The 25,314-nt window shown below is 75.7% G+C and carries 21 protein-coding genes; 11 read left to right on the top strand and 10 right to left on the bottom strand.

The window, feature by feature from the left end:
• Window positions 1-76 precede the first annotated feature (76 nt).
• Complete coding sequence (locus J0910_RS20960) at window positions 77-1,543, top strand: peptide MFS transporter (protein WP_420160253.1); 1,467 nt, start codon at window positions 77-79, stop codon at window positions 1,541-1,543.
• 90 nt (window positions 1,544-1,633) lie between these two features.
• Here the strand turns inward: J0910_RS20960 and J0910_RS20955 are convergent, their stop codons facing one another.
• The 3 genes from J0910_RS20955 to J0910_RS20945 all read right to left on the bottom strand — a co-directional run bounded on the left by J0910_RS20955 (window position 1,634) and on the right by J0910_RS20945 (window position 6,051).
• Window positions 1,634-2,815 (bottom strand): JmjC domain-containing protein, encoded by a 1,182-nt coding sequence (locus tag J0910_RS20955; protein WP_420160252.1) that lies wholly within the window; start codon window positions 2,813-2,815, stop codon window positions 1,634-1,636.
• A gap of 515 nt (window positions 2,816-3,330) precedes the next feature.
• Window positions 3,331-5,421: a prolyl oligopeptidase family serine peptidase gene (locus J0910_RS20950; RefSeq protein ID WP_420160251.1), complete on the bottom strand. Its 2,091-nt coding sequence runs from the start codon at window positions 5,419-5,421 to the stop codon at window positions 3,331-3,333.
• A 147-nt stretch (window positions 5,422-5,568) separates the two neighbouring features.
• Window positions 5,569-6,051, bottom strand: a complete 483-nt coding sequence (locus tag J0910_RS20945) for an Lrp/AsnC family transcriptional regulator (protein ID WP_420160250.1) — start codon at window positions 6,049-6,051, stop codon at window positions 5,569-5,571.
• Between the two features lie 161 nt (window positions 6,052-6,212).
• Here J0910_RS20945 and J0910_RS20940 point away from each other — a divergent pair, with 161 nt between their 5' ends.
• On the top strand, window positions 6,213-6,869 hold the full coding sequence (locus tag J0910_RS20940; RefSeq protein ID WP_420160249.1) for a LysE family translocator: 657 nt from the start codon (window positions 6,213-6,215) through the stop codon (window positions 6,867-6,869).
• Window positions 6,870-6,911: 42 nt separating this feature from the next.
• On the opposite strand, the gene J0910_RS20935 is transcribed toward J0910_RS20940, so the two are convergent.
• Window positions 6,912-7,679, bottom strand: a complete 768-nt coding sequence (locus J0910_RS20935) for a 4'-phosphopantetheinyl transferase family protein (protein ID WP_420160248.1) — start codon at window positions 7,677-7,679, stop codon at window positions 6,912-6,914.
• 86 nt (window positions 7,680-7,765) lie between these two features.
• Between J0910_RS20935 and J0910_RS20930 the strand changes: the two genes are divergently transcribed.
• The 5 genes from J0910_RS20930 to J0910_RS20910 all read left to right on the top strand — a co-directional run bounded on the left by J0910_RS20930 (window position 7,766) and on the right by J0910_RS20910 (window position 12,273).
• Window positions 7,766-8,524, top strand: a complete 759-nt coding sequence (locus J0910_RS20930) for a DeoR/GlpR family DNA-binding transcription regulator (protein ID WP_420160247.1) — start codon at window positions 7,766-7,768, stop codon at window positions 8,522-8,524.
• 467 nt (window positions 8,525-8,991) lie between these two features.
• Window positions 8,992-10,206 carry an MFS transporter gene (locus J0910_RS20925; protein ID WP_420160246.1) on the top strand — a complete coding sequence of 405 codons (1,215 nt, stop codon included), beginning with the start codon at window positions 8,992-8,994 and terminating at the stop codon, window positions 10,204-10,206.
• A gap of 102 nt (window positions 10,207-10,308) precedes the next feature.
• Window positions 10,309-10,506 (top strand): hypothetical protein, encoded by a 198-nt coding sequence (locus J0910_RS20920; RefSeq protein WP_420160245.1) that lies wholly within the window; start codon window positions 10,309-10,311, stop codon window positions 10,504-10,506.
• Window positions 10,507-10,633: 127 nt separating this feature from the next.
• Window positions 10,634-11,437 (top strand): DeoR/GlpR family DNA-binding transcription regulator, encoded by an 804-nt coding sequence (locus tag J0910_RS20915; protein WP_420160244.1) that lies wholly within the window; start codon window positions 10,634-10,636, stop codon window positions 11,435-11,437.
• 59 nt (window positions 11,438-11,496) lie between these two features.
• The gene (locus J0910_RS20910) at window positions 11,497-12,273 is read left to right on the top strand and encodes a polyprenol monophosphomannose synthase (protein ID WP_420160243.1); all 777 of its coding nucleotides are present in this window, start codon (window positions 11,497-11,499) and stop codon (window positions 12,271-12,273) included.
• Between the two features lie 20 nt (window positions 12,274-12,293).
• On the opposite strand, the gene J0910_RS20905 is transcribed toward J0910_RS20910, so the two are convergent.
• The 4 genes from J0910_RS20905 to J0910_RS20890 form a co-directional block, all read right to left on the bottom strand.
• Complete coding sequence (locus tag J0910_RS20905) at window positions 12,294-12,995, bottom strand: FAD/NAD(P)-binding protein (RefSeq protein ID WP_420160242.1); 702 nt, start codon at window positions 12,993-12,995, stop codon at window positions 12,294-12,296.
• A 944-nt stretch (window positions 12,996-13,939) separates the two neighbouring features.
• Window positions 13,940-15,472: an MFS transporter gene (locus J0910_RS20900; RefSeq protein WP_420160241.1), complete on the bottom strand. Its 1,533-nt coding sequence runs from the start codon at window positions 15,470-15,472 to the stop codon at window positions 13,940-13,942.
• A gap of 98 nt (window positions 15,473-15,570) precedes the next feature.
• Entirely contained in the window at window positions 15,571-18,096 is a 2,526-nt protein-coding gene (locus J0910_RS20895; RefSeq protein WP_420160240.1) for an ABC transporter permease, read from the bottom strand.
• Window positions 18,097-18,102: 6 nt separating this feature from the next.
• Window positions 18,103-18,888 carry an ABC transporter ATP-binding protein gene (locus J0910_RS20890; RefSeq protein WP_420160239.1) on the bottom strand — a complete coding sequence of 262 codons (786 nt, stop codon included), beginning with the start codon at window positions 18,886-18,888 and terminating at the stop codon, window positions 18,103-18,105.
• A 355-nt stretch (window positions 18,889-19,243) separates the two neighbouring features.
• Between J0910_RS20890 and J0910_RS20885 the strand changes: the two genes are divergently transcribed.
• Window positions 19,244-20,551: a sensor histidine kinase gene (locus J0910_RS20885; protein WP_420160238.1), complete on the top strand. Its 1,308-nt coding sequence runs from the start codon at window positions 19,244-19,246 to the stop codon at window positions 20,549-20,551.
• Between the two features lie 98 nt (window positions 20,552-20,649).
• Window positions 20,650-21,297, top strand: coding sequence for a response regulator (locus J0910_RS20880; RefSeq protein ID WP_420160237.1), 648 nt, complete (start codon window positions 20,650-20,652; stop codon window positions 21,295-21,297).
• Window positions 21,298-21,330: 33 nt separating this feature from the next.
• On the opposite strand, the gene J0910_RS20875 is transcribed toward J0910_RS20880, so the two are convergent.
• Entirely contained in the window at window positions 21,331-22,653 is a 1,323-nt protein-coding gene (locus tag J0910_RS20875) for a heparan-alpha-glucosaminide N-acetyltransferase domain-containing protein (RefSeq protein WP_420160236.1), read from the bottom strand.
• 236 nt (window positions 22,654-22,889) lie between these two features.
• On the opposite strand from J0910_RS20875, the gene J0910_RS20870 reads away from it, so the two are divergent.
• Both J0910_RS20870 and J0910_RS20865 read left to right on the top strand, forming a co-directional pair.
• Window positions 22,890-23,564 carry a TetR/AcrR family transcriptional regulator gene (locus tag J0910_RS20870; protein ID WP_420160235.1) on the top strand — a complete coding sequence of 225 codons (675 nt, stop codon included), beginning with the start codon at window positions 22,890-22,892 and terminating at the stop codon, window positions 23,562-23,564.
• The gene (locus tag J0910_RS20865; protein WP_420160234.1) at window positions 23,561-23,836 is read left to right on the top strand and encodes a Clp protease N-terminal domain-containing protein; all 276 of its coding nucleotides are present in this window, start codon (window positions 23,561-23,563) and stop codon (window positions 23,834-23,836) included. Before J0910_RS20870 ends, J0910_RS20865 begins: the two co-directional genes overlap by 4 nt.
• A 7-nt stretch (window positions 23,837-23,843) precedes the next feature.
• On the opposite strand, the gene J0910_RS20860 is transcribed toward J0910_RS20865, so the two are convergent.
• Window positions 23,844-25,184 (bottom strand): MFS transporter, encoded by a 1,341-nt coding sequence (locus J0910_RS20860; RefSeq protein ID WP_420160233.1) that lies wholly within the window; start codon window positions 25,182-25,184, stop codon window positions 23,844-23,846.
• Window positions 25,185-25,314 lie beyond the last annotated feature (130 nt).

Here is a 25,314-nt window from a genome sequence, read left to right as displayed (position 1 = left end):
GGCCGAGACCCCAGCGCAGCCTGGCGCCGCGCTGCCCGCGTGCCCTGAGACCCAGGGCGAGGAGAGGCGAAACCGAATGCGGAACCACCCCAAAGGGCTGATCACCCTTGCCGGGACCGAGATGAACGAGCGCCTGTCGTTCTACGGAATGCGCGCGATCCTGGTGCTCTTCCTGGCGGCGGCCGTCACCGACGGCGGCATGGGACTGGATCCGGGTACGGCGACCGCCGTGGTCGGCCTCTACCTGGCGATGAGCTACTTCACCGCGCTGCCCGGCGGCTGGGTGGCCGACCGGCTGCTCGGCTTCCGGCGCACCGTGCTGGTCGGCGGCGTGGTCATCATGCTGGGCCACATCTCGCTGGCGATCCCGCTCGGCCCGGCCTTCGTCTGGCTCGGCCTGGCCCTGGTCTGCGTCGGGACCGGGCTGCTCAAGCCGAACATCTCCGCGATGGTCGGCGAGCTCTACCAGGGCGACACCGACGCCCGCCGCGACGCCGGGTACTCGCTGTTCTACATGGGCATCAACCTCGGCTCGGCGATCGGCCTGTTCCTCGTCGGCTACCTCGGCGAGCGGGTCGACTGGCACCTCGGCTTCGCGGTGGCCGCCATCGGCATGGGCTTGGGCCTGGTGCAGTACATCCTCGGACAGCGGCACCTCAAGGGCGCCGGCGACCTGCCGACCCGCCCGCTGGCGGAGGGGGAGCGCGGCCGCCTGCTGCGCATCGCCGCCCTGGCGGTCGCGGCGGTCCTGATGGCCGGCGTCGTCGCCGCGTTCACCGGCACCCTCAGCATCGACAACGTCACCTACGTGCTCACCGCGTTCTCGCTGGTCGTGCCGGTCGCCTACTTCTTCTACATGTTCGTGGTCCGCCGCGACGACGTCACCGCCGAGGAGCGCCCCAAGCTCAAGGCGTTCGCCTGGCTCTTCATCGCCTCGGCCGTCTTCTGGATGATCTTCGACCAGGCGGCCGGCCCGCTCACCCTGTTCGCGCAGAACCACACCGACCTGCACGTGGCCGGCTTCGAGGTCCCGGCGAGCTGGACCCAGGCGGTCAACCCGGTCATGGTCATCGTGCTGGCCGGCGTGTTCGCGCTGGTCTGGACGAAGCTGGGCGACCGGGTCGGAACCGGCCTCAAGTTCGCGATCGCCCTGCTGCTCTGCGGCTTCTCCTTCGTCGTGATGAGCTGGGCCACCGCGGCCACCGACGGCGGCGCGGTGAAGGTCAGCCTGCTCTGGCTGGTCGGGGTCTACCTGCTGCAGACCATCGCCGAGCTGTGCTTGTCCCCGGTGGGCCTGTCGATGACCTCCAAGCTCGCCCCGCAGGCCTTCAAGGCCCAGATGATGGGCATGTTCTTCCTGTCCATCACCGCCGGCGACGCGGTCGGCGCCCAGGTCAGCCGGCTCCAGCCGGCGCTGGGCGGGAGCTACTTCCTGCTGCTGGGCGTACTGGCCATGCTGTGCGGCACGGCCCTGCTCTTCTTCGTCCGCCGGCTGCGCGCCCTGATGGGGGAGGGGCGGACGGAGGTCGCGGCCGCGGCCTGACCCGTCCGCCCCGCGCAGGGGCCCGGCGTCCCCCGAGGGGCGCCCGCCGCCCGGCGGGCGCCCCTCGCGCGTCCGGCCCGCCCGAGAGGGTCAGCGGAGCAGGACCAGGTGGTGTCGGGCCAGGGCGCGCAGGACCGCCGCGGTCGCCTCCGGCGGGGTTCCGGAGCGCTCGGCCAGTTCCGCCGCGCTCAGCTCGCGGTCCCGGGCCAGGACGGCCAGGACCGGTTCGGCCGAGGCCGGGAGGCGGTACCGGCGGCCGGAGACGGCCACCGTGATCCGGTCGCCGTCGCGTTCGACCGGCGGGGCGAGCAGCGGGACGAACTCGACCAGGGCGCCGGGGCCGACCGGCGCGCCGTCCTCGACCGCCGCGCGCAGCGAGAACGACTGCCGGCGCGGGAAGCGGGCGTCCCGGTCGGCGAGGAAGCCGTCCACGCCGTGCTCCTCGGCCAGCTCGGCCAGGACGCGGACCAGCCGGTCGTGGTGCTTGCGGCGGTCCTCGGCCGCGCAGAACCGGGGCAGGTCGCGCCGGAACACCTCCTCCTCGAACAGCCGCTCCACCAGGGAGCGCGCCCAGTCGACCCCGGTGGCGCGGGTGAAGCCGAAGGTCAGGTGGGCGCTGACGCCGCCGGTGCCGGTGACCGTGTGCCACCAGCCGCGCGGGACGTGCAGCACGTGACCGGGGCGCAGCACCCCCTCCCACACGGTGCCCTCCGGGGCGGTGTGCGCGTGGTCGGAGTCGACCTTCATCGGGTAGGGGCGGCTGCCCTGGCCGTGCACCTTCCACGCCTTGGCGCCGGCCACCTGGACGATGAACGTGTCGTGGTCGTCCCAGTGGGTGTCGAAGCCGTGCGAGTCCCCCCAGATCAGGTACAGGTTGGCCTGGGCGCGCTCGTGGACCAGGCGCATCAGGTCGTCGGCGGCCGCGCGGATCGGCGGGTGCAGCCGGTCGATGCTGTCCAGCACCAGGCTGGCCCCGTCGCGCAGCTCCCGGTAGAGCCCCTCGGGCCGGATCACCCGGGTGGTGGAGCGGGACAGTTCGCCGGTGGCGGTGTACCGGTCGGCCGGGACGGGCGAGCCCTCGCGGTGCAGCCGCAGCCGCGGCGGGGCCAGCGGCCGGGTGGTGAGGATCTCGTCGAGGGCGTCGAAGTCGAGCAGCGGGCGCACCGCCTCCTCGCCGATGTCGGCGAAGATCACGTCCTCGGAGATCCGAGCGGCCAGGTCCTCGCGGCCGATGGCGTCGCGCACGGCGCCGGTGAACAGGGCGTCGGTCATCGGACCTCCCCCGGGGCGGCGGGCCCGCCGGCGCGGGCGGGGACCCGGCCCTCCGCGGCGCGGTGCGGGGGGCGGGGCCGGCGGGCCCGGTCCCGCAGGCGGTGCCGCGGTGTGCTGAGCGAGAGGCAGGCGGGCACAGGGGCTCCTTCCAGGGCTGGGGTCCGGGGCCGGGCCGGAGAGCGGCCCGGCCCCGGTGCGGGAGGGGCCGGTGCTGCGGTCCCTCCCGCGGGTCCGCGCGGAAGGCGCCGCCGGGGCGGGGGCCGCCCCGGCGGCGCTCCGGTGGCTCTCACCGGATCATGGGTCGGTTCGTTCTCGGAACAGGGCGGCGGGCGCCGCCGGTGCTCAGATGAAGTCCGAGCTGCCGTCGGTGCCGTCGCTGTCCCCGCCCGCGGTGATGTCGCGCGAGGTCACCTCGGTGAGGTCTTCGACCTCCACCTCGATCCGCTCGTTCGGCTCCATCGCTTCCCGTCCTTTCCTCGTCGGTTTCGGACTCCCTGCCCGGGCGGGCAGAGGCTTCAGGGGCCCGGCGGTCCCGGGCGCGGCGGCAGCCCGGTCAGGGCCGCGGCGAAGGCGTGCGCGTCGGCCGCCAGGCCCACGGCGCGGGAGACCGCCCGGGCGCCGTGGCCCACGTCGCGCTCGTAGCGGAGCAGCGCCGGGGCGCCCGCGCCCTGCAGGGCCGCGCACATCTTGCGGGGGTGCACCGCGCCGGTGCGGGTGTCGGAGTGGAACCCGGTCAGCAGGACCGCCGGGTGGTCCGGCCCGGCGCCCTCCAGCACGGCGTGGTAGGGCGAGTAGGCCATCAGGGCGGCGAAGTCCTCCGGGTCGGCGGCGGTGCCGAACTCGCGGGTCCACATCGCGCCCAGGCCGAACCGCTCGAACCGGGCCATGTCGGCCAGCGGCGCCGAGGCGATGACCGCCGCGCACATCCCCGGGTGGAGCGCGGCGGCGGCCAGCACCAGCAGCCCGCCGGCCGAGCCGCCGGAGAGGCAGAGCCGGTCCCGGGTGCAGCGGCCCCGGGCGACCAGGGCGTCGGCGGCGGCCGCGAGGTCCTCCACCGAGCGCATCTTGTTCCGGCGGGCGCCGAGCCGGTGCCACTCCCGACCGCCGTCGCCGCCGCCGCGCACGTGCGCGACGGCGTACCGGCCCCCGGCGCGCAGCCAGGCCAGCACGGTGGCGCTGAACCCGAACATGCGGGGGCGGCCGAAGCCGCCGTAGGCGTGCAGCAGGGTGGGGCCGGGCCGGTCGCCGCCGTCCGCGGAGAACAGGGTGACCGGCACCCGGGTCCCGTCGGCCGAGCGGCCGTGCAGCACGGTCCGGCGGACCCGGGCGGCGGGCTCGGGCGGCCGCCGCCCCGGGCCGGGCGGGGGCCAGGCGGAGGGGCGCCGGGCACCGGGGGCGAGCAGCCGGACGGTCTGCTGGGTGGCGACGTCGGCGTAGCAGAACCGGGCGCCGCCCGCCCCGTCCTGCTCCAGCTCGGAGACCATGCCCTCGCCGGGCGTCTCGACGGTGCGCAGGAGCCGGCCGTCCCGCGCGTCGTGCGCGGACAGCGTGCTGATGCCCAGCCGGGTGCGGGCCACCAGCAGCTCGGGCCGGTCGGCGGTGCCGACGGCGGCGAACCCGTCCAGGGTGGCGCCGGGGTCCTCGGGGACGATCTCGCGCCAGTGCCCGGGATCCGGGGAGCCGGGGGCGGCCGCGCAGATCCGGCGGTGCGCCGCGCCCAGCGTGGTGCGCAGGTAGAGCAGGCCGTCGGGGCCGAGGTCGACCGAGGTCTCGGCCTCCGCGCCGACCTGCAGCGGCGCCCAGTCGGGCCGCTCGGCCGAGCCCGCGGCGGAGAGGTCGGCGAGCCACAGGTCGTTGCGGTGGCCGGTGCCGTGGCTCTCGGTGGCCAGCAGCAGCCGGCCGCCGAGCAGCCGCACGCCGGGCACGGTCCGGGGGGAGGCGCACCGGCGCACCAGCGCGTCGGGGAGCGGCGCTGGGCCGCCGGCGGCGACCCGGTGCAGCCACAGCCCGCGCACGCCCGCGCCGTCCCGCCGGACGTAGTAGAAGGCGTCGCCGAGGCCGGCCTCGGGCGGGAGCCAGGCGACGTGGGTGTAGCGCAGGCCGGTGAGGGGCTCTTCGACCGGGCGGCCGGTGGCCGCGGACAGCACCCGCAGCGATCCGCGCTCGGTGCCGCCGGCGGAGGTCTGCACGGCCACCAGGCGGCCGTCGGGGGAGGGCTCCCAGGCGTCCAGGGTGGTGCGGCCGCCGGGGTCGGCGGCGGCGGGGTCGAACACGGTGCGCGCCCGGTCCGGGTCGGGGCCGTCGAAGGCGAGGATGCGCGGGTGCTCCGCGCCGGCCGGGCGCAGCGAGGCGAACACGGTGCGGCCGCGCCGCCGCGGCGGCGACCACAGGTCGGTGTCGACCAGGCGGCGGATGTCGGCGGCGAGCCGGTCCCGCAGCGGCCACCCCCTGAGCGCCGCGGCGAACTCGCGCTCGCGCTCGTCCAGCCAGCGGCGGGTGGCGGTGCTCTCGGGCTCCTCGAGCCAGCGGTAGGGGTCGGGAACGGGGCGGCCGTGCACGGTGTCCACCACCGAGGCGGGCACCGCCGGGGGGACCGGGGGGCTCACCGGGCGGCCGGCCGTGGACTGCGGGCGAACCGGGCTCTGCTGACGATTCGGCTACGCACCATCACATGGTTCAAGCGGCGCGTGACGCCGGTCAAGCGAGGAATCGCTGTCCCCGGGGCAAGGTCGCCCTTGCCCCGGGGACAGGGTTCAGTCCGCGGGGGCGCCGGGTGGGAGGAGCGGTCCGCCCTCCCACTCCTGGAACACCAGCATCGTCTGGATCTGGTGGATCTCCGGCCGGGCGGTCAGCTCGTCGACGATGAGCCGCTGCAGCGCGCCGACGTCGGCGCAGGCGACCAGGACGAGGAAGTCGGCCGCTCCGGCGATGTTGTACAGCGCCCGGGTCTCCGGCTGGGACAGGATGTGCTCGGTCAGCGGCTCCAGGACCTCCCGGCTGTGCTGGGTGCGCAGGGTGAGGAAGGCCTGGACGGGCAGGCCGAGGGCCTCGGGGGAGACGCGCAGCCGGTAGCCCTCGATGACGCCGGCGGCGCGCAGCCGGTTCACCCGGTCCAGGCAGGTGGAGGGGGCGACGCCGACCTCGGCGGCCAGGTCGCGGTTGGTGATCCGTGCATCGTTCTGCAGGACCCGGAGAATCCGCAGGTCCACCGGATCCAGATCGATATTCTGCGGCATCCACCGAATATATCACGGTGATTTGGTTTTTATCTCGGTGGTCGTACATAATTGCTGCTGCTGTTTCGTTCATCGGCCGGAATCGTCCGGCCTGTTCCGTGAATCCACCGGCGCGGGGGCGCCGGAGCGGAACCGAGGGGGAGAGGGGGCGCGGCACAGTGATGCCGCTTCCGGAGCACCTGGGCGGGTTCGTCGCCACGGCGACGCTGATGGCGGTCCTTCCGGGGCCCGATTTCGTACTGGTGACCCGCAATACCGCGCGCGGCGGGCGCCGGGCCGGCCTGGGGACGGCGGCGGGGTCGGTGACCGGCATCGCGGGCTGGGCGGTACTGGCCACCGCCGGCCTCGCCGTCCTGGTCACCTCGCACCCGGAGGTGCTCCGGGTGCTCCAGCTGGCCGGCGCCGCCTACCTGACCTACCTGGGGGTGGGCGCGGTGCTCGGCCTGTGGCGCGCGCGCCGGGCCCGGAAGGCCGGCCTGGCGGCCCCCGACGGGTTCCAGGACGCCGGGCCGGGCGCCTCCCGCGGCGGCTCCCCGTTCCTGCAGGGGCTGCTCAACAACGCCCTGAACCCCAAGCCGGCGGTCTTCTTCATCACCGTGGTCCCGCAGTTCGTCACGGCCCCGGAGGCGGCCACCGCGCAGACCGCGCTGCTCGGCGCGGTCTCGGTGGCGGTGGTGGTCGCCTGGTGGCTCGTCTACGTGCTGGGCATCAGCACCCTGGCGGAGTTCATGCGCCGCCGCCGCGTCCGCCAGGGCATCGAGCTCACCGGCGGCGTCGCGCTCACCGCCTTCGGCGTCGCGCTGGCCCTGGCGGCCTGAGGCCGGCCGCGGGGCGGAGCCGCCCCGCGGCGGGGCGCGGGGTCAGTGCGGCGGGGCCCCGCCCGCGGGGCGCGCGGCCGGCAGCGGGGAGGCCCCGTGCACGGTGACGGCGACCGGGGCGGAGGTGAGGACCGCGAGCGCGGCCCGGTACCCGGGGCCGGCGTCCAGGTCCTGCAGGCGGACCCGGTCCAGCGGGGGAGCGCCGGGGGTGGACCAGGACAGCACGCGCGGCGGCTCGCCGGGGGGCGAGATGGAGACACCGGTCAGCCCGCCGTAGATCCCCTCGCCCGACGCCTTGAGCAGGGCCTCCTTGCGGGCCCAGTAGTCGTGGAAGGCGAGCGCGGCCCGCTCGGCGGGCAGCGCGGCCAGCGCCGTGCGCTCGGCCGGGGCCAGCACCATCTCGGCCAGCCCCTCGACGTCCCGCCGCTCCGAGACCTCCTCGACGTCGACGCCGACCGGGGCGCCGCGGGTCAGCGCCACCGCGACGCGGTCGCCGGAGTGGCTGATGGACAGCTCCAGGCCGGCCGCCGGGCCCGCAGGGCGGGGCTTGCCGTGCGGCTCGCGCTCCTTCTCGCCGTCGCAGTGCGGGCAGTCCAGGGTGAAGGACACCTCGGTCGGGCCGCAGCCGGCGGCCTCGGCGAGGACCAGCCGGGCCAGCGCGTGCGCGACGGCGTAGCGGTCCCGGTCGGCGGCGCGCTGGAAGCGCCCGTGCCGGGCGCGCTCCGCGCCGTCCAGCAGTTCCAGCAGGGCCGGGTCGGACTGGGTGGGGGAGGCCCACCACACTTCGCATTCCACCGATTCCTCGATCACCGTCCCATTGTGGGGGACCGGCCGGAGAATCAGATCATGCGTTCGCGAGATTGCGATCTGAACATGTTCAGTGTTTGAATTAACTCATGGACAGTGCGGAACGCGCGGATCTGGTGGTCGCCCGGCTCAAGGACCGGGGCGAGGTGGGCGTGGTCGAACTCGCCGAGGCCACCGGCCACTCGGAGATGACGATCCGCCGCGACCTGGACCGGCTCGCCGCCCAGGGGGTGCTGCGCCGGGTGCGCGGCGGGGCCGTCAGCCTCGTCCCGCGCGGCCAGGAGCCGCCCTTCGGGCTGCGCGAGCGCCAGGCCGCCGACGCCAAGCGCCGCATCGCCGCCGAGGTCGGGGAGATGATCCCCGCGGGCAGCGCGGTCGTCCTGGACTCCGGTACCACCGCGGTGGAGATCGCCCGGCTGCTCACCGGCCGCCCGGTCACCGTCATGCCGCTCTCCCTGCAGGCGGCCCAGGCGCTGGAGCCCTCCGCCGACACCAGGATCCTGATGCCCGGCGGGGAGGTCCGCGCGGGCGAGCTCAACCTGCACGGACCGCTCGCCGAGGCCGCGCTGGCCGCGGTCCGCTTCGACGTCGCCGTGCTCGGCTGCTGCGGGCTGTCCGCCTCGGACGGCCTCACCGCGCACGACCTCGCCGACGTCGCGGTCAAGCGCGCCGCGATGCGCTCGGCCCGGCGCACCATCGCGGCCACCGACTCGACCAAGATCGGCCACGTCACGATGGGCCACGTCTGCCCGGTCGGCGACCTCGACGTCCTGGTCACCGACACCGGTGCGGACGAGGAGGCGGTGGCCGGGATCCGCGCGGCGGGGGTCGCGGTTGTCACCGTCTGACAGGGGCGCCCCGGGTCCTGCGCCCGCCGGCGCCCCGCAGGGACGGCGCCGCCCGGCGCAGGGGCGCCGCGAGCGCGGCCGGGCCCGCCCCGGAAGGGCCGGACCGGTCGCAGGCCCGGCCCCGGGCCCGGGGGAGCGCGCGAGCGCCCTTCCCGGGGCGGCTCGGGAGCGGCGGGCGCCGCGCGGGGCGCCCGGTGGCCCACCGCCCGGGGCGGGCGGTGCCGGAGAGCGGCCGCCTCCCGGAGCCGGGACCCGGCCGGCGGGACGCGGGGACGTCGTCCCGGCCCCCGGCCGCCGGGCCCCGCCCACCGGGGCCGGCCGGGCGGGGCGGAGGCCGCACGGAAGATCCGCCCCGGCGCTGCAACGGGCGGCCCCGCCCCGGGGTTGCAGGGGACGGAGAGACGGATCGGCGGCCCGGTGCGGCCGGTGCGGGTGGCAGAGTCGTTCAAGGGTCCGGAGGTGGCCGAATGGTGTCCGAGGCGTCCCAGGCGCAGGCGGTGGACGCGGCGCGGCCGGCGGGTGAGCTGCGCAGGGCGCGGCTGGCCGTGCTGGCCTACTTCTTCATCGCGGGGGTGGTGCTGGCGACATGGGCCTCGCGCATCCCCGACGTCAAGGCGCAGGTCGGGATCGGCGACGGCGAGCTGAGCCTGGGGCTGCTCGGGCTGGCCGTCGGGGCACTGGCGGCGATGCAGGTCGCCGGCCGGGTGACCGACCGGTTCGGCAGCGCCGCGCTGGTGGTCCCGGCGGCGGTGCTCGGCAGCCTGACCCTGGCCGGGCCGGGGCACGCCCACTCGCTGCCGGCGCTGTTCGCCGCGCTGTTCGCGCTCGGCGCCGGCCACGGGCTGATCGACGTCCCGATGAATGTGCACGCCGCGCGGGTCGAGCGCGCCTACGGTCGTCCCATCATGGCCTCATTCCACGCGGCGTTCTCCATCGGCGGGTTCGCCGGGGCGGGGATCGGCGCGCTCAGCGCCTTCGCCGGCATCGGCCCGGCCGCGACCTTCTGGGCCGTCGCCCTGGTTCTGGCGGCGTTCTCCGCGGCGGCCCGCCGCGGGCTGCTGCCCGGCCCCGACACCGCCCCGGCCGCAGCGCGGGACGGGGCCGGGGCGGACGCCGGCCCCGCGCCCGGCCTCCGGCCGAAGGTGTTGCTCTTCGGGCTGGTCGCGTTCGGCGCCTTCGTCGCCGAGGGGGCCGCGGTCGACTGGACCAGCGTCTACCTGCACGACACGGCGGGCGCCTCCGGCGCCGTCGCGGCCGCGGGCTTCGCGGTGTTCTCCGCGCTGATGGCCGCCGGGCGGCTGGTGGGGGACCGGCTCAGCGCCCGGTTCGGTCCGGTGGCGCTGGTCCGCGGCTGCGGGCTGCTGGCCGTGTCCGGCCTGGGCCTGGCGCTGCTGGTGCCGCACCCCGCGGTCGCGCTGGCCGGGTTCGGGCTGATGGGAGCCGGGCTCTCCTGCGTGGTGCCGCAGGTGTTCACCGCGGCCACCTCGTACGACCCGCGCCGGGCCGGCCGCGACCTCGGCCTGGTCGCCGCGGCCGGCTACGTCGGGCTGCTCAGCGGGCCGGTCGCGATCGGCGCCGTGGCCCACCTGGCCGACCTGCGCACGGCGCTGCTCTTCCCGGCGGTGCTGATCCTGTTCGCGGTCGCGGTGGCGGGCGCGCTCCGGATCCGGCCGGCCGGCTGAGCCGCGGACGGGAGCGCTTCCGCACACCCGGTGCCCGAGGAAGGTGTGACCGGGGTCTCGGCTGGGAATCCGTAAAGGTGACCACCCGTTTTGGAGGCCCCCGTGTCCCTCATGGCCCTCTTCGGTTTCGGATCCCTGGCCGCTCTGGCGGTCCTGGCGGTCGTGTTCATCGTCGCCGTGGTCGCGGGGGCGGACAGTACGGCGGAGGCCGAGGACTCCGACCCCGCCGACCCGGTGGACGCCCCCGACGAGGAGGCCATCGACGCCGCGTTCCAGGCGCACGGGGTGCACATCGGCTGACCCCTGCTCCGCGGCCGCCCCGGACCGGCCGCCACGGGCCGTCCGCCGCCGGGGCGGAGCGGCGCTCCCTCCGTATCCTCGCTAGGCTGCGTGCGCCGGAGAAGCGGTGAGGAGCGGAGTGGGGACCATGGAAGAGCCGAGGCCGTCGTTCGCGGCGGAGCGCCGGGAGCGCATCCTGGAACTGGTCCGCGCCAACGGTGCCATGGCCCTCCGCGACATCGCCACCAGGGTCAGCGCCTCGGAGGTCACCGTCCGCCGGGACGTCCGGGCGCTCGAGGCCGAAGGCCTGCTGGACCGCCGGCGCGGCGGAGCCGCCCTGCCCGGCCGGCTCGGCCCGGAGCAGAACTACACCCGGATGACCGGGCAGGCCGCCTCGGAGAAGCGGGCCATCGCGGTCGCGGCGGCCCGCCTGGTCGAGGACGACGACGCCATCGCGCTCGGCCCCGGGACCACCGCCGAGGCGCTCGCCCGGGAGCTGACGGGCCGGGTCAACCTCACCGTGGTCACCACGTCGCTGCCGGCCGCCGAGGTCCTGGCCGCCGCCCCCGGGGTGGAGGTGGTGATGGCCGGCGGCACGCTCAACGGCCCCAGCCGCGCCCTGGTCGGCGCTGGCGCGGAGGAGGCGCTCTCCCGGCTGCGGGTGCGCCGCGCCTTCCTGTCCGGCAACGGCGTCACCGCCGAGCGCGGACTGAGCAACCCCAACCCCGCCGTCGCCGCCGTCGACCGGACCCTGGTCTCCATCGCGGAGGAGGCCGTGGTGCTGGCCGACAGCAGTAAGATCGGCACCGACACCATGGTGCAGACCGTCCCTCCCGAGCTCATCGCCCACCTGGTCACCGACAACCGCGCCGACCCGGAGGTCCTGATGACCCTGGAGGACACCGGCACCCTGGTCCACATAGCGATCCTCGACACGGACCGGGGAGAATGACCCTCGCGCCGGGGACCGCACCCCCGGCTCAGCGACCGCCGATCCCAGGAGGCCTCCCCATGCCGACTCCGGTGACCCTGCCCGACCCGTGGGCCCGGTCCAACGTGGCCGTCGTCGTACCGACCTACAACGAGGCGGAGAACCTGCCGGTCCTGGTCGGCGAGCTGATGGCGCTGGGCCTGCCCCGGCTGCGGGTGGTGGTGGTCGACGACGCCTCCCCGGACGGCACCGGGGAGGTGGCCGACAAGCTCGCCGCCGACCACGGGACCACCAGGGTCACCGTCGTGCACCGCACCGCCAAGGACGGGCTGGGGCGGGCCTACATCGCCGGCATGGCCCGGGCCCTGGAGGACGGCGCCGACCACGTCGTGCAGATGGACGCCGACCTGAGCCACCCGACCTTCTACCTCCCCCAGCTGCTGGGCACCCAGCTCTCCACCGGGGCCGGCCTGGTCATCGGCAGCCGCTACGTGGCCGGCGGCAGCCTGTCCGAGCGGTGGAACCTGCGCCGCAGGATGCTCAGCGGCTGGGCCAACGCCTACGTCCGGGCGATCCTCACCATGCCGGTGCACGACGTCACCGCCGGGTTCAAGATCTGGCGGGCCGACGCGCTGCGCGCCCTCGACCTGCAGAGCATCCGCAGCACCGGGTACAGCTTCCAGGTGGAGATGCACTTCCGCGCCTACCGCCGCGGGCAGAAGATCGTCGAGATCCCCATCCACTTCGAGGACCGCCAGGAAGGCGTCAGCAAGATGGACCTGGCGGTGCAGATCGAATCGGCGCTCCGCCCCTTCCGCCTCCGCGCCGACGAGCGCTCCGACCGCCGGCACCGCTGAACCGCCCGCCGCCGGGGCGGTCAGCGGCGCCCGGCGCGCAGCACCGTGTCGGTGATCAGCCCGGCCAGCAGCTCGGCCTGCTCGCCGGCCCGGGCCGGCGCGGACCCCGGGTGGTCCCGGCGGACCCGCCCGACCGCGAACAGCCGCCGCTCGGCCCGGCCGTCCGGGCCGAGCACGGCACCGCGCGGGCAGGTGTCCAGCCGGGCCCGGGAGGAGGGCGGCCGGGTGGCGGGCAGGGACCCCGCCCCCGGGTCGCCGGTGGCCAGGACGGCCGCGGCCGCACGGAGTGTGCCGCCCCCGGCCAGGGAGACCGCCACCGCCCCGCCCTCCGGGGCGGCCCGCAGCACCCGGTCGGTGCGCAGCGCCACCGCCGCGTACGGCTCCGCCCAGGCGGCGGTCTCGGAGAGCGTCTCCGACAGGTAGTCGCCATAGGCCCGGCACGGCAGGAAGGTGCCCGGACTGCAGGGCAGCCCGGTGCGCCGGGCCCACTCCAGCAGGTGCGCGGGGCGGTCGGGCAGGGCCGACATCGCCCGTGCGGGCGCGTCCAGCCGGCCCCGCCGGGCGAGCGCGGCCCCTCTGCCGTGCCGCCCGTGCTCGTCGGCGATCACCACCCGGTACTCCAGGCGCAGCCAGGTGGTGGAGCGGAGCAGTGCGACGGCCGCCAGCGTCGCGCTCGCTCCGCCGCCGGCGAAGACGATCAGCGGCGGCCCGCACCCGTTCATGCGGCGAGTCTAGGCGCCGGGGCCCGTGCACAGGGGAGGTTCGGGCCGGAGCGGGCCGGGCGCGCCGGAGGAGGGGCGCGGCCGCGGCCGGCGCGACGGCGAGCAGGGAGATGAGAAGGAGGGCGAGGGCGGGGAGTGCGTCCATGCCTCCGAAGGTAGGGACCGGCACCGCTCGGCGGCAGGGCGATTCCGCGCCCTGTGGAAAGCCCCCCTGTGGACGGAGAGGCCCTGTGGAAAGGAAGGCCGCGGACCGCCCTCCGCCGGGCGGTATGCGGAGACGGCGGGCCGGACGGTGCGTGAGCGCTGCCGGGGGGCACGGCCGGCTCGGGCCCGGCGCCGGCCTGTGCGGCCCCGGGGAGCGGGGTCCGCCCGCTCCGGGCGGCGCGGGCGGGGGAACGGGCGGTCGCCTCGGTTCCCGGCGGGGCGTCCGGCTCGCCGCCCCGTCCCCGTCCGATCCGCCGGACCGCCGCACCGCCCCCCGCAGGCCTGCGCGGACGGGGGCCCCGAGAGCGGTCCGTGTCCCGATCGGCCCGCCGTGCGGGGCGGCCCGGAACTCCGACGGAAAGGGGGCCGGGCGCGAACCACGCGGTCTGACCGGTGGGAGGGGAGGGGCCGTCCGGCTCAGGGACGGGGTCTCCGCTGAGATCGTTGCTGGGAGAAGCCCGCCCTGGGGCGATGATCTTGACGTTGCGGGGCCATCAGAGCCCTCTGATACCCCCGCAACGTCAAGATCATCGGGGGAAGGGGGAGGGAGCGGGGTGTTCTGCTGGGCCCGTCGCCTTTTCCCATCAACGATCTGAGGCGGGGAGCGGGAAGGAGCCCGGCCATGGTCGGGCGGGGCGGTGGCCGGCTCCCCCGGGGGCGGGGAGGCCCTGGGCGGCGGGCGCGGGCACCGCCCGGTCCGGCCGGTGGGGACGGCGCGGAGGACCCGGCGCCCGCCCGGGTCAGGGGCGGTCGGGGCGGCCGGGGTCTCCCGGGCCGGTCTGGGCGGCGGTGCCGGCCGAGGAGCCGGGGCAGGCGGACATCGGCGGGCCGGAGACGCCGCAGAAGGGGCGCTCGGGGGAGGGCGCGGGGCCGCCGTCCCGGCGGAGCAGGAGCAGCGCCAGCAGCCCGCCGCCGAAGCTGACCGCGGCGATGATCAGCATCGACGGCCCGAACCCGCCGGCGATTCCGGCCGCGCCGCTCACCCCCGCCGCGGCGGGGACCGCCGCCACCCCGACGAGCTGGGCCGCGCGCGCCACCGTGTTGTTCACCCCCGAGGCCACCCCGGCGTGCCGCTCCGGAGCCGAGGAGAGCGCCGTCGCGGTCAGCGGCGCCACCGCGGTGGACAGGCCCAGCCCGACCACCACCACGCCCGGCAGCACGTCGGCCAGGTAGGTCGAGTCGGCGGAGAGCCGGGAGAGCATCACCATGCCCACCGCCACCAGCGCCGGGCCGACCGCCATCTGCACGCGCGGGCCGATCCGCTCGGCCAGCCGGCCCGACTGCCCGGAGAGCAGCAGCATCAGCACCGTGATCGGCAGCGACGCCGCGCCGGCCTGCACCGCCGAGTAGTCCATCACCTCTTGCAGGTAGAGCACCAGTAGGAAGAGCAGCGGCCCCAGCGCCCCGTACATCAGCACCGTCACCAGGTTGGTGGCGGTGAACCGGGCGGAGCGGAAGATGCCCAGCGGCAGCATCGGGTGCGCGCTGCGCCGCTCGACCGCGATGAAGCCGGCCAGTGCCACCGCACCGAGCACTCCCGCGGCGGCCGGCAGGGCCGGCGGGACCATCGGCGCCCCCGCCTCGATCAGCGCGTAGGTGGCCGCGGCCAGCGCGAGCATCGCCAGCAGCGCGCCGGTGTAGTCCATCCGCGGCGGCGCCTGCGGGTCCCGGGACTCCGGCAGCCGGCGCCAGGCGATCAGCAGCACCACCGCGGCCAGCGGCAGGTTGATCAGGAAGATCAGCCGCCACGATCCGATGTCCACCAGCCAGCCGCCGAGGAACGGGCCGATCGCGGAGGCGACGCCGGTCAGCCCGGACCACGCGCCGATGGCGCGCGCCCGGTCCTCCCGGCGGAAGCCGGCCTGCAGGATCGCCAGGCTGCCCGGGGTGAGCAGCGCCCCGCCCACGCCCTGCAGCACCCGGCCCGCGACCAGCAGCTCCAGTGTCGGCGCCGCCGTGCACAGCGCGGACGCCGCGGCGAACCAGGCCACCCCGGCGGCGAACAGCCGCACCCGGCCGAACCGGTCGGCCAGCGAGCCGCTCAGCAGGATCAGCGCGGACAGCGTCACCATGTAGCCGTTGGCGATCCACTGCAGCCCGGTCACGCCGGTGCCCAGGTCGCGTTGGATCACCGGCAGCGCCACGGTGACCACGGTGGAGTCCAGGAAGGCCATCCCGGACCCGAGCACGGTGGCGGTCATCGTCCAGCGCGCGGCCGGGGTCCCCCAGGCGATCCCGCCCGCCCGCTCCGGGCCCGCGTCCCCTTCGGCCATGCAGCGCCCCCTCCCGGTACCCCGCCCACACTAAAGGCGGGCGGCCCCCCGCAGAGGGAGCCGCCCGCCCGTGTCGGTCCGGGGCAGGGGACCGGTGCCTACTCGCTTGCCAGCGCCCCGCTGATCGAGGTGCCGGCGGCCTTGCGGCCGGGCAGCACCGAGGCCAGCAGGCCCGCCACCACGGCGACCGCGACGAACAGCGCGATCTGCCCCAGCGGCACGCTGAAGATCAGCTTCGGGATGATGGCGGCGGCCGCGGCCCAGCCGAACAGCACGCCCAGGCCGATGCCCACACCCGCGCCGATCAGGCAGAGCAGCACCGCTTCGATGCTCAGCATCCGGCGCAGCTGGCCCCGGCTGAGGCCCAGCGCGCGCAGCAGTGCCGACTCGCGGGTGCGCTCCAGCACCGACAGCGCCATCGTGTTGGCGATGCCGAAGACCGCGATCAGGATCGCCAGGCCGAGCATCGCGGCGATCGCGATGAACGCCATCTTCAGCATGTCGTCGAACTGGCTGCGCATCTCGGCGGTGGAGGTCACCACCAGCAGCGGGTCGTCGGCGGCCGCGTCGTAGACCGCGTCGCGGACCTCGGCGGCGGAGGCGCCGTCGGCGCCGAGCACCCCGACCGTGTCGGGCTCCTTGATCTCGGGGAAGCCCTCCTTGAAGTCCTCGGGGGCCAGGGTCGCGCCCCACAGCGCGCCCATGTCGGCGGTGACGGCGGCGATCTCGTAGGTCCGCTCGCCCTCCGCGGTGGCCACCGTCAGCTCGTCGCCCGCGGTGCGCCCGCCGGCGTAGCCCTGGGACACGGCCACCTTGCCCGGACCCAGGTCGGACAGGTCGCCGGACTCCACCGTGTCGGAGACGTCCTCGCCGACGGTGGCGCCGATGAAGGTGCGCACCGGCATGTCGCCGGAGGAGTCGCCGCTCCCGACGTAGGTGAGCCGCTCCTCCCAGGCGGTCCCGATGGCGGAGGAGGCGCGCAGGTCCTCGGCGACCTGCGCCGGGACGGTGGCCTCCCTGTCGTCCATCGGGGCGGCGATCTCGTAGTCCACCGGGAACTGCTCGTCGAGCATGTGGTTCATGGTCGTGCTCAGCGAGGCGTTGACCACCGCGTACCCGGTGATCAGGGTGGCGCCGACGGTGAGCGCGATCATCGCGGTCGCGGCGCGCTTGGGGCTGCGCCGGGAGTTGTCCGCGGCGAGCATGCTCGGCACCCCGATCCGCTTCATCAGCGGGGAGACCGCGGCGACGATGGCGCGCACCAGCAGCGGGGAGAGCACCACCACGCCGACGAACGCGACCAGGCCGGAGACGACGGACAGCACCAGGGAGACCGGGTCCGGCGCGGCGATCAGCGCCGCGGCGACCAGCCCGGCGGAGACCAGGAAGAACAGCGTCCCGACGGCGATCCGCTTCCAGCCGATGCCCTTCTCCATGCCCTGGGCGGTGGCGCTGCTGCGCAGGGCGGCCAGCGGCGGCACCCGGGTCGCCCGCACCGCCGGGACCAGGGCGGCGATCAGCGTCATCGCCATGCCGACCACCAGGCCGACGGCGACCGGCAGCACCCCGACGACCAGCGGCCCGGAGTCGCCGGTGCCCAGCGCCTGCGAGCCGAAGTGGAACCCGGCCCAGCCCAGGCCGATGCCGGCGGCGACGCCCAGCGCGGAGGAGAGCAGGCCGATGACGACGGCCTCCAGCAGCACCCCGCGGAAGACCTGGCCGCGGCCGGCGCCGACGCAGCGCAGCAGGGCCATCTCGCGCTGGCGCTGGGCGATGAGGATGGCGAAGGTGTTGTAGATGACGATGCACGCGACGAAGACGGCGACCAGCGCGAACATCAGCAGCGCGGTGGTGAAGGCGGTCACCTGGGTACCGGCGTTCTCGGCGAGCCGCTCGCCCATGGCGGTCCCGGTCTCGACCACGGCGGCGGAGCCGGCGGCCTCCTCCACGGCCTTGGCGACCTCGGTCTCGGAGAGGCCCGCGGCCCCGGTCACGTCGATCTCGGCGTAGCCTTCGACACCGGTCATCTCGCGGGCGGTCTCCGGGGTGAACACCACGGCGCCGAGGTAGGACATCTCCATGTCGGTGCCGAAGTCGACCAGGCCGCTGACGGTGAACTCGCGCTCGGCGCCCTCGGGGTCCAGCACCCGCACCGTGTCGCCGACGGCGTAGCCGGTGGCGTCGGCGGTGGTACTCGCCAGCGCGATCTCGTCCGCGGCGGAGGGGAGCTCCCCGGTCTCCGCGGTGTAGCGGGTCTCGCCGTCCAGGCCCAGCCCGGCGGTGGCGATGCCGCCGACCGCGCGGCCGTCCTTGTCCAGGAGCGGGGCCTGGCCGCGGATCACGGCGCCGGCGCTCGCGACCTCGTCCAGGCCGCGCACGGACTCCAGGGCCTTCTCCGGCAGCACCGGCGCGGGCCGCTCGGGGTCGGCCTGCTCGGAATCGGGGCGGGCGACGGCGGCGAACTTGTCGGCCGACCCCATCACCTGGGAGCTGAACGCCTCTTTCAAGGTGCCGCTGAAGACCAGTGTCCCGGTGACGAACATGACGCCGAGGGCGATGGCGAGGGCGGTGGTGGCCAGGCGGGTCTTGTGCTGGCGCAGGCCGGCCAGGGTGGTGCGGAGCATGGGGTTTCAGGACTCCAGGGCGAGCAGGCGGTCGGTGACGGTCTGGGCGGTGGGGGCGTGCAGCTCGCCGGCGGGGCGGCCGTCGCGCAGGAACAGCACCCGGTCGGCGTGGGAGGCGGCCACCGGGTCGTGGGTGACCATCACGATGGTCTGGCCCAGCTCGCGGGCGGATTCGGCCAGGAAGGCCAGGACCTCGGCGCCGGAGCGGGAGTCGAGGTTGCCGGTGGGCTCGTCGGCGTAGACCACCTCGGGGGCCCCCAGCAGGGCGCGGGCGACCGCGACGCGCTGCTGCTGGCCGCCCGACAGCTTGGAGGGCAGGTGGCCCAGGCGGTCGCCCAGGCCGGTGACCTCGATGAGGCGGGCCAGCCGCGCGGCGTCGACGGGGCGCTTGGCGATGCGCGCGGGCAGGGTGATGTTCTGCTCGGCGGTGAGCATGGGCAGCAGGTTGAACGACTGGAAGATGAACCCGATGCGGTCGCGGCGCAGCCGGGTGAGCTCGCGGTCGCTCAGGCGGGTGATGTCGGTGCGGCCCAGGTGCACCGATCCGGCGGTGGGGGTGTCCAGTCCGGCCAGGCAGTGCATGAGGGTGGACTTGCCCGATCCGGAGGGGCCCATGATCGCGGTGAACGCGCCTCTTGCGAAGGCGGCGTCGACCTGGTGCAGGGCGTGCACGGCCGAATCGCCGGCGCCGTAGGTCTTGGACAACCCCCGCGCCACGACGACGGGCGGGGCCTGGGCGCGGTCGGGGGCGGACACCGTCGCGGCGTGGCTCACGATCGACTCTCCTGACATGTGGTCTGTGGACAGAACCCGAATAAAGGGGAGGTTCGGCCCATATTCGGCCGAAATCCCCCATCGGACATGAAAACGCTATGGCCGCGGACCGCCCCGGCACCTCGGCCGCACAGCCGATTTCCGAAGTGGCCGAAAGGAGGGGGCGGTAGGCGGCCCGGGGCGTTCGGCGGGGTGCGGACACCGACTTTCGTCGGTACCGGCGGGGTCCCGCCGCCCCCTCCCTCCGGCCGCCCGCCCGCGCCGCACCCGCCGCGACCTGCCCGCCGAGGCGCGCACCGACCTTCGTCGCCCCCGGGAAAAACCGGCTTCACCTGCGGCGATGGAGGGCGGGGAGGCCCCATAGACTCCTGGCATGTTCTACGGGGACGGCGAAGAGGAGCGGCTGCGCGAAGCCTTCGGCGGCCGGATCGTCGACATGTGGCGCTGGTGGTGGGACCGGCGGCACCGGATCGCCGACTGGGCGATCGCGATCTGCGCCTTCCCCTGGACGGCGCTGCTCAACTCCGCCGGGGCGGGCATGCTGCTCGTGCCGCTGTCCGCCTTCCTGGTCGGGCAGTCCCTCCTGGGCCCGTCCGCCCCGATGCTCCTGCAGATGGCGGCCCTGATGCTGCTCGCGGTGGGGATCCCCGGAGCGGTGTCGGTGGCGATCCTGTTCCGCCGCTCCCGGCCCAACTGGCTGCTGTGGGGGGCCGCGGCCGCCCTGCTGGCGCTCGGCAACCCCGTTCCGTGCGTGATCGGCCTCTACTCCTACGCCTCCTGGTTCGGCGACCGGCGGCGGCTCGCGGTGTGGAGCACGATCATGGTGGTGGCCGGGACCGCCGCCTACACCTTCGCCGGCCTCCCGACCTCCGCCGTCATCGTGTTCCTGCTCGTCTGCGTGGCGCTGCCGCTCACCCTGGGGCTGTGGGTCGGCACCCGCCGCCAGCTCATCGGGAACCTGCGCGAGCGGGCCGAGCGGCTGGAGCGCGAGCAGCACCTGCTCGCCGACCGGGCGATCACCGCCGAGCGCACCCGCATCGCCCGGGAGATGCACGACGTGGTCGCGCACCGGGTCAGCATGATGGTGCTGCAGGCCGGCGGGCTGGAGGTCTCCGCGGCCGACGAGCGCACCGCCGAGGTGGCGGGGCTGATCCGCAACACCGGGCGCGAAGCCCTCTCCGAGCTCCGCGAGATCCTCGGCGTGCTGCGGGAGACCCCGGACGAGGCCGGTCCCGGGGGCGCCGAGGGGCGCGCCCCCACCGCGCCGCAGCCGGTCCTGGCCGACGTGGAGCGGATGATCGCCGAATGGCGGACGGCCGGCATGGACGTCGGCTGGGCGGTCGGCGGCAGGCCCCGGCCGCTCCCCGCGCAGCTGGAGCGGACCGCCTACCGGATCGTCCAGGAGGGGCTGACCAACGCCGGCAAGCACGCCCGCGGGGCGCGGGTCCAGGCCCGGATCGACTACGGCGAGCACGACCTGGAGATCACCGTCGCCAACGACCCGCCGCCGGCCGGCGCGCGCGCCGAAGCGCCCCCGGCCAGCGGATACGGCCTGGCCGGGCTGCGCGAGCGGGTCGCCCTGGCCGACGGGCGGCTCACCGCGGGCCCCTACCCCGACGGCGGCTGGCAGATCCGCGCGGTGCTCCCGGCCGGGCGCCCGGCGGCCCCGGGCCCGCGGTGAGGCCGATCACCGGGGCACGCCGCGCGGCGCGGCCCGGCCCCGGGGTGCGCTAGCGTCGCGCAGAGCAGGGCGTCCGCAGAACGGAAGAGGGAGCCGCCGTGATCCGCACGGTCCTGGTCGACGACGAGCAGCTGGTGCGCTCGGGGCTGAAGATGATCCTCGACTCGGCCGGGGACATCGAGGTCGTGGGGGAGGCCTCGGACGGCGCCGAAGCGGTGCGGATCGCCCGGGAGGCCGGCCCCGACGTGATGCTGCTGGACATCCGGATGCCCGGGATGGACGGCCTGGCCGCGGCGGCGGAGATCACCGGGCTGCCGGACCCGCCCAGGGTGGTCCTGCTGACCACCTTCGACCTCGACGAGTACGTGCACGAGGCGCTGCGCGTCGGCGCGGTCGGCTTCCTGCTCAAGGACACCCCGCCGCGCGACCTGATCGGCGCGGTGCGGACCGTGTACGAGGGCAACGCGATGCTCGCGCCGAGCGTCACCAAGCGGATGCTGGAGCGGTTCACCGCCCCCGCCTCCCCCACCTCCGAGCAGGCCCGGACCCGGCTGGCGGTGCTCAGCGGGCGCGAGCGCGACGTGCTGGTCGCGGTGGCCCGCGGCATGTCCAACGCCGAGGCCGGCCGCGAGCTGGGCATGCGGGAGGCCACGGTCAAGGCGCACGTCAGCCGGATCCTGTCGAAGCTGGGCATGGCCAACCGGGTGCAGGCCGCGATCCTGGCGCACGACGCCGGCTGGGTCTGACCCTCCCGGCCGCCGCCGGGGCCGGGAGGCGGGTCAGCGGCGGAGCAGGCGCCTCCGCGCCCTCCTGCGGGCGTGCGCCGGGCTGCGCGGGCCGGGGGCGACCGCCTTCGCCAGCTCCGACACCCCCGCCTCCAGCGGGCCGCGCCCCAGCGTGCGGCGCCACAGCACCGCCGCCGCCACCGAGCCCACCAGGTACACCTCGGACATCTCCCGGTTCACCAGCCCGACCAGGCCGCCGGCGCCCTCGGGCAGCGTCGCCTGCCAGGCCATCACCACCGCGTGCACCGCGTAGACGGTGAGCGCCATGGAGCCGGCGGCGCTGAGCGGCGCGGTCAGCCGGGGGAGGCGGTCGGCCAGGCCGAGGCAGCAGGCCAGCACCGCCATCGCCACCCCGGTCCCGCCCAGCACCTCGGGCGTGGTCGCGCTGTGCGGCATGTCGGTGAGCAGCCAGCGCGCGTCGCCGGTGGGGACGGAGCCGACGACCTCCTCCCGGGCGCCCAGCTCGCCGATGAGGCCGTAGTTGTACCAGGCGTGCCAGGAGGTTCGGTAGGAGAGGAAGGCCACCACCATGCCGAAGGCGGCCAGGCGCGCCCGGACCAGCGGCGAGTGCAGGTCGAGCCGGCCGACCGCCAGCCCGGCCAGCACCGCCGGCAGGTAGGCCAGCGCCGGATAGTAGCCGTGCACGGCCAGCTCCATCAGGCCCTGCCCGGCCAGCAGGTGCCCCGGGTCGTGCGCCTCGACGGCCCGGGTCAGGCCGGCCGCCGCGCCGCCCTCCTCGGCCGACCGGCGCAGCGCGAACAGCAGCTGCGGGCCGATGGCGAACGCCGCCGCCGCGGCGGCGGCCGCCCAGGGGGCGCTCAGCCGCAGCAGCGGGATCGCCAGCAGGAAGTACAGCCCGTAGAAGGTGATGATGACGGTCAGGTTGCTGCCGCCCGCGGTCACGACCGCGTGCAGCCCCCAGCCGATCAGCACCAGCGCGGCGCCGCGCACCGCGACCCGGGCCGCTCCGGTGCGCGCCCGCCGCCCCCGGTGCACCGCCGCCCCGCCGGTGAACAGGGCGAGGGAGACGCCGGCCAGGAACGCGAAGAGGATCGTGGACCTGCCCCAGGCGTAGGTGGCGACGATCGTGGCGAGCGGTCCGGACTCGAGGAAGGGCGGGCCGAAGTGGATCACCAGCATCCCGGCGACGGCGATCCACCGGGCCAGGTCGAGGCCGTGCAGCCGGCGCGGGGCGGCGGGCCGCGCCGGACCGGGGGCGGGCGGGTGCTCCGGCCCGGCCGGCTCCGGCGCGCGGGTGCGGCGGAGCCGGGGCGGTGCGGCCGGAGAAGGAGAGGGAGAGGGGCGGGTCTGCGTCATCTTCCTTAGCGGGACGTGAGCGGGTGATCGTCCCGAACCCAGTAGTAACACCCGGTGCCCGCCGGGCGGAAACCCGCAGGGCCGGGCGCCCTCCCCGGCCGAGAGTGACCGGCGTCACCCGCTGCGGCCGATCGCGCCCCGCGGATCGGTCTATTGTGTGCTCAAGCCCTTCGGCGGGGCTGAACCAGCCCGACGGGCCAAGGCGGTCCGTTCCGTCCCGACAGAAAGGCCGTGCCGTGGCCGTGCGTACCCGCGGCGGTCGAGGCGAGCAGTCGGCCGCGTCCGACACCGCGCTGCTCGCCGCCGCTCCTCCCGAGAGCCCCGTTCCGCGCCGCCTGCTGGCGGTCGCCACCCGACTCTTCGCGGACAAGGGGTTCGACCGCACCTCCGTTCAGGAGATCGTCGCCGCGGCGGAGGTCACCAAGGGGGCGATGTACCACTACTTCGACTCCAAGGACGACCTGCTGGCCGAGATCTACGCCCGGGTGCTGCGGATGCAGATGCAGCGCCTGGAGGCGGTGGCCGCCGAGGGCGGCCCGGTGCGGGAGCGGGTCCGCCGCGCGGCCGCCGACGTGGTGGTGACCACCATCGCCAACCTGGACGACGCCACCATCTTCTTCCGCTCGCTGCACCAGCTCAGCGAGGACAAGCAGCGCGAGGTCCGCGCCGAGCGGCGCCGCTACCACGAGCTGTTCCGCTCGCTCGTCACCGAGGGCCAGGAGCAGGGCGTCTTCACCGACCGGGTGCCGGCCGACATCGTCGTCGACTTCTACTTCGGCAGCGTGCACCATCTGAGCACCTGGTACCGGCCGGACGGCGAGCTGACCGCCGAGGAGATCGGCGGCCACTACGCGACGCTGCTGCTGGACGCCCTGCGGCCCGGCGGCGGCGCGGCCGCGATGGGGGGATGAGCGCTCCCGGGGCGGAGCCCGGCGGGAGCGGCCGGGCCCCGAGCCCCCCGGACGCCCCGCTGACCCCGCGCGCGGCGAAGGTGCTGCACGAGGCGGCCCGCCTGGCCGCCCTGCACGGCATGCCGGAGCGGGGCGGCCGCCCGGTCGTCGGGGTGGAGCACATCTTCCTGGCGGTCCTGGAAGAGGAGGACGGCCTCCCGGTCCAGGCGCTGCGGGACGAGATCGACCTGCACCGCGCGGTCGCCCTCGTGCTGCGGGCGATGGGACGCTAGCTCCGGGTCAGCGCGCCGCGCCCCCGGCCCGGAGGCGGTCCGCCCGGCCCCGGCCGGTGACCAGCAGCCGCACCGAGAGCAGCGCCAGCAGCCCCAGGCCGATCAGGTAGGCCGAGACCGCCATCGAGGTGCCGGTGGCGTCCAGCAGCGCCACCATCACGATCGGGGCGAGCCCGCCGCCGGCCACCGAGGCGATCTGGTAGCCCAGCGAGGCCCCGGTGTAGCGCACCTCGGCGTCGAACAGCTCGGCGAAGAGCGCGGCCTGCGGCGCGTACATGATGCTCAGGAAGACCCCGGCGACGAGCATGCCCGCCGCCATGATCCAGATCTCGCCGGTGTCCACCATCAGGAAGAGCGGGACGGCCCACAGGCACAGCCCGACGATGCCGAAGGTGTAGACCCTGATCCGGCCGATCCGGTCGGAGACCGCGGCGGCCAGCGGCATCAGCGGAAGCTGGAGCAGGCTCAGCCCCAGGGCGACCGCCAGGATCGACTCGAAGGCCACCCCGAGCTCGCGGGTGGCGTAGTCGAGGATCCCGGTGACCAGCACATAGAAGGTCGCGGTGTTGACCGCGAAGCTGAGCGCGGCCAGCAGCACGGTGGCCTTGTGGCGGCGGAGCACGTCGCGGAGGGGCGAGGACGGCCCGGCCTGCCGCGCGGCGGCGGCGCGGAAGTCGGGGGTCTCCTCGACGGTGCGGTGGATCACCCAGGCCAGCACCAGCACCAGGGAGCCGAGCAGGAAGGGGATCCGCCACCCCCAGGCCATGAAGGCCGCGTCGCCGGTGGCGAAGCCGACCGCGAAGAACAGGGCGTAGGCCAGGACCAGGCCGATCGGGACGCCCATCTGCACCATGCTGCCGTACAGCCCGCGGCGGCCCGGTGGGGCGTACTCGGTGGCCAGCAGCGCGGCGCCGCCCCACTGCATGCCGACCGCGATGCCCTGCACCAGGCGGAGCGCCACCAGGGCGGCCGGCGCGGCCATCCCGGCGGCGGGGTAGGAGGGGAGCAGGCCGATCAGGGTGGTGGCGACGCCCATGGCGACCAGCGCCCACACCAGCACCGGCTTGCGGCCGTACGTGTCGCCGAGGTGCCCGCCGATCACGCCGCCCAGCGGGCGGGCCAGGAAGCCGACCGCGAACGTCGCGAACGACGCCAGCACGCCGGCCACCGGGCTGAACTCGGGGAAGAACAGCGACCCGAACACCAGGGCCGCAGCGACGCTGAACACGAAGAACTCGTACCACTCCACCGTCGCGGTGGCCGCCGCCGCTCCGGCGACGATCCTGCGGGTCCGCAGCGGGACCGCTTCGGAGGGGGAGGTGGGCTCGCCGGTGGGGACTTCGGACATGACCGGGCCTCCTGGGGTCGGTATGACCTGGGGGAGCCGGAGGCGACCGGGGTGCTCCGGCTTCGGAACAGAGTGAGACCGACTGGCCGGTATGTCAATCTCCCCAGCCGCCTTCGTGCCCCGACCGTGA

Source organism: Nocardiopsis oceanisediminis (assembly GCF_048595525.1).
GTDB lineage: Bacteria > Actinomycetota > Actinomycetes > Streptosporangiales > Streptosporangiaceae > Nocardiopsis_A > Nocardiopsis_A oceanisediminis.
The sequence above is the reverse complement of the archived record's forward strand: the minus strand, read 5'-3'. Positions and strand labels throughout refer to the sequence as shown.